Raw genomic sequence first — 6,000 nt, 5'->3', positions numbered from 1 at the left:
TCTTCGGGTTTGCCAGGGGGGAACCCGACCCCCACAACCACAACGTCCCAACGATTTCTCCGGAGCGGGGCGGATGCTGACCAGCATCCGCCCCGCCGTCGTCGTTCACCCGCGGGTAGCCTTGATGGGTGAGCGACGATTCGAGGGAGTACCACAAGCCGGTTCGCCGGCCCGCGGAGCTCTTCGACAGACTGTTCGCCGGGGACGACCCCGCCGAGGTGTCGCGTGTCGCCCACAGCACCGCTCACGCGCTGCTGTCGCGGGTGCGCGACGATCCGACGGTGGATGTCGTCGAGCGCCTCGTGGCCTTCACCGATCAGAACGGCATCGACGACATCGCGGAGCTGTGGTCGCGCGCGCCGGCCCGGTCGCTCCCGGGGGCCTTGTGGCGCCTGTATCTGCTGCAGCTCATGATTCACGACGATCCGCAGACGGCAGCGCTGCTCTACGAACGCGGTCGCGTCGAGATCGCCTCTCCCGACCCGCTCGTGGCGGGTGCACCGACGCCGGCCGGGCCCGACGAACTCGTCGCCCTGATCGACACGATCCTCCGCGGACTCTTCCAGGGCGACTTCGCCGTCGCGCTCGACCGCGCAGCGGCGTTCTGCCGGGTGCAGGCCGCAGGAGCGACTTACCTGGCCGACGACTACGAGCAGACCGAGCCCCAGCGGGCATCGACGCTCACCACCCGCGCGCTGAGACTCGCGACCTACGCGACCGACCTGTCGGCGTGCGGGTCGCTCTGGCGGCGGCAGTCGCTCGACTGACCCCGCATCCGCGAGGCATGTCCCACTTTCCGCAACGCTGAGCCTCATTCGTTGCGGAATTCGGGACACGGTCGGATCGATGTCCCGAATTCCGCAAGCGGAGGGCCTTTTCCTTGCGGAAAGTGGGACATGGGTCCGGCCGGTCGCAGAACGCGAGGGCGCGAAAAAGCCGGGCCGCAGAAACGCCTCTCGGCGCATGGCCGCTCAGAGCGGCAAAAGTTGGAGCCCGGGGTTACTGCGGCCCGGCTACACCAGTGTAACGCGGAGCCCGGGGAGCTATTCCCCGCGGGTCTAGGCTCAGGAGATGGCCTGGAGTTTCGCACTGGTGATCGACCCCGCAGCATCCGACGTCGCACGCACCGACTTCGCCGACACCTTCACGGTGATCGACCCGACCGCCCCCGCGCTCAGCGTGGGGGAGCTCAGCACCCAGCGCGGCGACGGCATCTTCGAGTCGATCGGGGTGGTCGACGGTCACCCGCAAGAGGTCGAGGCTCATCTCGAGAGGTTCGCCCACTCGGCGGCTTTGTGCGACCTGCCCGCCCCGCACCTCGGCCAATGGCGTCAGGCCGTGGCGACGGTGGCGGATGCTGCGGAGCCGGGCGAGAGCGTGATCAAGCTCATCCTGAGCCGCGGCGTCGAGCACGGCCCCGCACCCACGGCGTGGGCGACGCTCGCGAAGGCGGCCGACAACACCTGGGCGCGCAGCGAGGGTGTCCGGGTGGTGCAGCTCGACCGTGGCTACGGTGTGCACGCGTCGGTCGAGGCGCCGTGGCTGCTGCTCGGAGCCAAGACACTGTCGTACGCGGTCAACATGGCGGCGATCCGCGAAGCCAAGCGCCGGGGAGCCGACGACGCCGTGTTCGTGTCGTCCGACGGCTTCGTCCTGGAGGGACCGACGTCGTCGATCGTCCTTCGGCTCGGTGACGTCTTCGTCACCCCCGAGCCGTCGGGCGGCATCTTGCACGGGACGACCCAGCTCAGCCTCTTCGCCTTCCTCGAACGCGAGGGTTACCGCACCGAGTACCGGCAGGTACGCCCCGAAGACCTCGCTGCGGCCGATGCCGCGTGGTTGGTCTCCAGCATTAGGCTCGCCGCCCCCATCGTGTCGGTGGACGGTGCCGATCTCACGCTCGATCGCGACCTGACAGCATCCATCAACGAGTACTTGCTTTCCCCGCGCGACTGATCGGCGCACGACTTCGGACGAATTGCTCGCCGAGCCGGGGCGCACGGGTGGCGTCGCCCGGTTGTCCGAGGCTGTGCCCTCGGTCACATCAGACGGTCGACCTGCGCCAATATCGCGCGCTCGACAAGCGGCCAGTTGTGCACGACGAGGGCGTAGTCGAACCGCAATGTGACGTAGCCCTGTACGGCGGCATTCGCATCGCGTACGAGGTCTTTATGGCGGAGGGACGGACCGTCGTGGTTCCGTCTCCCGTCGACCTCCACGATGAGTCTCTCGCCGATCACCAGGTCGACCACTCCGACGCCGCGTATCGAGACCTGTGTACGAACGCGAAGACGGCGTCGGCGCAGCCGCCACCGAACGAGAGACTCCAGGCCGCTGTCCGCGTCGGACTTCGCGAGCCGCAGGGCTTCACGGCCTCGATCGTTGCTGTGCGCGGCGAGCCAGTCGAGGCCCGCTCTGTCGATGAGCTGATGTCGTAACGCGGATTCGAGTGCGACGAAGAATTCCTCGACGCCGCTGCAGCGCAAGATCTCACGAAGGACGCGGGGGATCGACGGCAAGCCGAAAGCGTCGGCTGTCGGCCGATCGTCCCAGTGGACCACGCAGGTGCAGCCGTCGACGTGCGGGTAGCTGTGGTCGCTCGCGCGCAGACCGACGTGCACGCGGGTGTCGTCGCTGAGCACCCATAAACCTTCGTGTCGAGCGGCGGTGATGCAGTGCAGGGCGCCGCCGTGCACCGCCGCGGCTACCGCGTCATCGCACGCGCTCGGCGAGGAGTACACGCCGCGGCGCACCCGGGTCGCCGCTCCCGTGGCCACGGCGCGATCGATTTCGGCGCGGGTCCAGCCCTGAGCACGCAGTCCGCTGAAAGTCGAGAACGTCCACGCGTCGAGGGCACACATACCCTCACCCTCGCGATGAGTCCACATCGTGCAGTCTCGGTGCCACCGACCGGTGAACAACGCAACCGGGGCGGGGGATGGGGAGGAGACGACTCACAACTTCGGACTTTCATTTCCCACCGGCAAGGCGGGCGGGCGGGGGAGTGAGCAGTGAATCGAATGTCCGAAGTCGTGCGGGAAAAGAAGAACGCCCCCGCGGTCGGCGGGGGCGTTCTTGCTTACAGGGTTACGAGATCAACCGAACCGGCCCGAGACGTAGTCTTCGGTCGCCTGAACGGTCGGGTGGGTGAAGATCGACGCGGTGTCGTTGTACTCGATGAGCTTGCCGGGCTTGCCCGTGCCGGCGATGTTGAAGAACGCCGTCTTGTCGGACACACGCGAGGCCTGCTGCATGTTGTGGGTCACGATGACGACCGTGTACTCGTTCTTGAGCTCGGAGATGAGCTCTTCGATCGCGTAGGTCGAGATCGGGTCGAGGGCCGAGCAGGGCTCGTCCATCAGGATGACCTGCGGCGATACGGCGATCGCGCGCGCGATGCACAGACGCTGCTGCTGCCCGCCGGAGAGGCCCGATCCGGGCTTGTCGAGGCGGTCTTTGACCTCGTTCCAGAGGTTGGCGCTCTGCAGCGACTTCTCGACGAGCGCGTCGGAGTCGGACTTCGAGATGCGCTTGTTGTTCAGCTTCACGCCGGCCAGCACGTTCTCGCGGATCGACATCGTGGGGAACGGGTTCGGGCGCTGGAACACCATGCCCACCTGGCGGCGCACGAGCACCGGGTCCACACCCTGGGCGTAGAGATCGTTGCCGTCGAGCAACACCTTGCCCTCGACGCGGGCGCGCGGGATGACTTCGTGCATGCGGTTCAGTGTGCGGAGGAAGGTCGACTTGCCGCAGCCGGACGGACCGATGAAGGCCGTGACGCTGCGGGGTTCGATGTCGAGGGAGACGCCTTCGACGGCGAGGAAGTCGCCGTAGTAGACGTTGAGGTCGTTGACTTCGATGCTCTTGGACACTTCAAGCTTTCTTTTCGTTTCAGCGGCCGGTCTTGGGTGCGAACACTCGGGCGATGACGCGCGCCACGATGTTCAGCAACATGACGATGACGATGAGCGCGAGGGCGGCTGCCCACGCACGGCCGACGTACGCTTCGGCCGGGATGCCCTGGTTCATGTACTGCGTGTAGGTGAAGACGGGGAGGCTCGCCATGCGTCCGCTGAACAGGTCGTAGTTCATGGATGCTGTGGCCCCCGCCGTGATCAGGAGGGGTGCCGTCTCGCCGATCACGCGGGAGATGGAAAGCATGACGCCCGTCGTGATACCCGCGATGGCCGTCGGGAGGACGACCTTGGCGATCGTCAGCCACTTCGGCACGCCGAGGGCGTAGGCCGCTTCGCGCAGCTCGTTCGGAACGAGGCGCAGCATCTCCTCGGTGGAGCGGACGACGACCGGGATCATCAGGACGGCCAGTGCGACCGACCCGACGATTCCGAGGCGGACGCCCGGACCGAAGAAGATCGCGAACAGGGCGAACGCGAACAGACCCGCGACGATCGAGGGGATGCCCGTCATCACGTCGACGAGGAAGGTGATGCCGCGAGCCAGGCGGTTGTCTTTGCCGTACTCGATCAGGTAGATCGCGGTGAAGATACCGATCGGAATGGAGATGACGGCCGCCGCGAGGGTGATCAACAGGGTGCCGATGATCGCGTGGAGCGCACCGCCGCCCTCACCGGTGACGTTGCGCATCGACGAGCTGAAGAACTCGACGCTCCAGTTCGGCGCGCCCGCGACGATGACGGTGACCGCAACCGAAACGAGCGGAACCATCGCGAGGGCGAACGCCGATGAGACGATCCCCGTCACGAGCCGGTCGACAGCCTTGCGGCGGCCCTCGACGATCGACGAGATCGTGAAGATCAGCAGCAGGAAGAGGAGGACGCCGACGACGGCCGCACCGGCGATGTTGATGCCGGTGCCGGAGGCGCCCGCCATGATGCCGAATGCCGCGAACGACACGATCAGCGCGCCCGCCAGGAGGGCCCAGGGGGCCCACGCGGGGAGCCGGCCGTTGGTGAGGCCGTTACCGGTGGCGGAACTGGACGACGAAGACGAGCGCGTGGGGTTCAGTGTGGTCGACATGTCAGTTGGCCCCCGAGAATTCTTTGCGCCGGCTCACGATGTAGCGAGCGAGAGCGTTGACGGCGAATGTGACGACGAACAGGACGAGGCCCGTCGCGATCAGCACGTTGATGTTGAGGCCGTAAGCCTCGGGGAAGCTCAGCGCGATGTTCGCGGCGATGGTGTTCGGGTTGTCGGGCGTGAGAAGCGCGAAGGTGATGCCACCGGAGGCGGAGAGCACCATCGCGACGGCCATGGTCTCGCCGAGCGCGCGGCCGAGACCGAGCATCGACGCAGAGACGATGCCGCTGCGGGCGAACGGGAAGACGGCCATCCGCACCATCTCCCAGCGGGTCGACCCGAGGGCGAGCGCGGCCTCCTCGTGGAGGGTCGGCGTCTGGAGGAAGATCTCGCGGCAGATGGCCGTGATGATCGGGGTAACCATGACCGCGAGCACGACGGCCGCGGTGAAGATTGTACGACCGGTGCTGGAGACGGGGCCGGCGAACAGGGGGAACCATCCGGCGTGGTCGACCAGCCAGGTGTACACCGGCTGGATCGCCGGGGCGAGGACGCCGATACCCCAGAGGCCGAAGACGACCGAAGGAACGGCGGCGAGGAGATCGACGATGTACCCGAGCGCCTGGGCGAGTCGGCGCGGTGCGTAGTGCGAGATGAAGAGCGCGACGCCGATTGAGAGAGGCACGGCCATCAAGAGCGCCAGAGCGGCAGCCCAGACGGTACCGAATACGAGCGGGCCAACGTAGGACCAGAAGTTGGACGGGAGGATCGAAGCTTCCGCGTTATTGGCGAACAACGCCGGCAGAGACTGGATGATCAGGAAGATGGTGACAGCGGCAAGGGTGACGAGGATCATCGAGCCGGCGAAGAGCGCCGCCCCTGAGAACAATCGGTCGCCCGGGCGGCTCTTCGCTTTCATTGGCTCGGTCCTGGTGACCGCGGGTGGTGTGGCCATGGCTTCGATTCTCGATCGGAGGCGGGTGGGTTATGCCGCAGAAG

6 protein-coding genes are annotated in these 6,000 nt (G+C 66.8%); 2 read left to right on the top strand and 4 right to left on the bottom strand.

What is annotated here, in order from left to right; genetic code table 11:
• The first annotated feature begins 128 nt into the window (after window positions 1-128).
• Together ACFXQA_RS01700 and ACFXQA_RS01695 are read left to right on the top strand one after the other, a co-directional pair.
• On the top strand, window positions 129-767 hold the full coding sequence (locus ACFXQA_RS01700) for a DNA-directed RNA polymerase subunit beta (protein ID WP_394518058.1): 639 nt from the start codon (window positions 129-131) through the stop codon (window positions 765-767).
• Window positions 768-1,071: 304 nt separating this feature from the next.
• Window positions 1,072-1,956: an aminodeoxychorismate lyase gene (locus ACFXQA_RS01695; RefSeq protein WP_394518057.1), complete on the top strand. Its 885-nt coding sequence runs from the start codon at window positions 1,072-1,074 to the stop codon at window positions 1,954-1,956.
• 83 nt (window positions 1,957-2,039) lie between these two features.
• Here ACFXQA_RS01695 and ACFXQA_RS01690 read toward each other — a convergent pair whose 3' ends face one another.
• From ACFXQA_RS01690 to pstC, 4 genes are all read right to left on the bottom strand, one after another.
• The gene (locus ACFXQA_RS01690; protein WP_394518056.1) at window positions 2,040-2,861 is read right to left on the bottom strand and encodes a DUF559 domain-containing protein; all 822 of its coding nucleotides are present in this window, start codon (window positions 2,859-2,861) and stop codon (window positions 2,040-2,042) included.
• 234 nt (window positions 2,862-3,095) lie between these two features.
• The gene (gene pstB / locus ACFXQA_RS01685) at window positions 3,096-3,875 is read right to left on the bottom strand and encodes a phosphate ABC transporter ATP-binding protein PstB (protein ID WP_394518055.1); all 780 of its coding nucleotides are present in this window, start codon (window positions 3,873-3,875) and stop codon (window positions 3,096-3,098) included.
• 19 nt (window positions 3,876-3,894) lie between these two features.
• A complete protein-coding gene (pstA, locus tag ACFXQA_RS01680) occupies window positions 3,895-5,001 on the bottom strand; it encodes a phosphate ABC transporter permease PstA (protein WP_394518054.1) in 1,107 nt (368 codons plus the stop codon).
• 1 nt (window position 5,002) lies between these two features.
• Complete coding sequence (gene pstC, locus ACFXQA_RS01675) at window positions 5,003-5,956, bottom strand: phosphate ABC transporter permease subunit PstC (RefSeq protein WP_394518053.1); 954 nt, start codon at window positions 5,954-5,956, stop codon at window positions 5,003-5,005.
• Window positions 5,957-6,000: the final 44 nt, after the last annotated feature.

It is taken from the genome of Microbacterium shimangi, assembly GCF_043556445.1.
In the GTDB taxonomy this organism is placed as follows: domain Bacteria; phylum Actinomycetota; class Actinomycetes; order Actinomycetales; family Microbacteriaceae; genus Microbacterium.
Note: the sequence above shows the minus strand (reverse complement) of the source record. Positions and strands in the feature narration are given on the sequence as shown.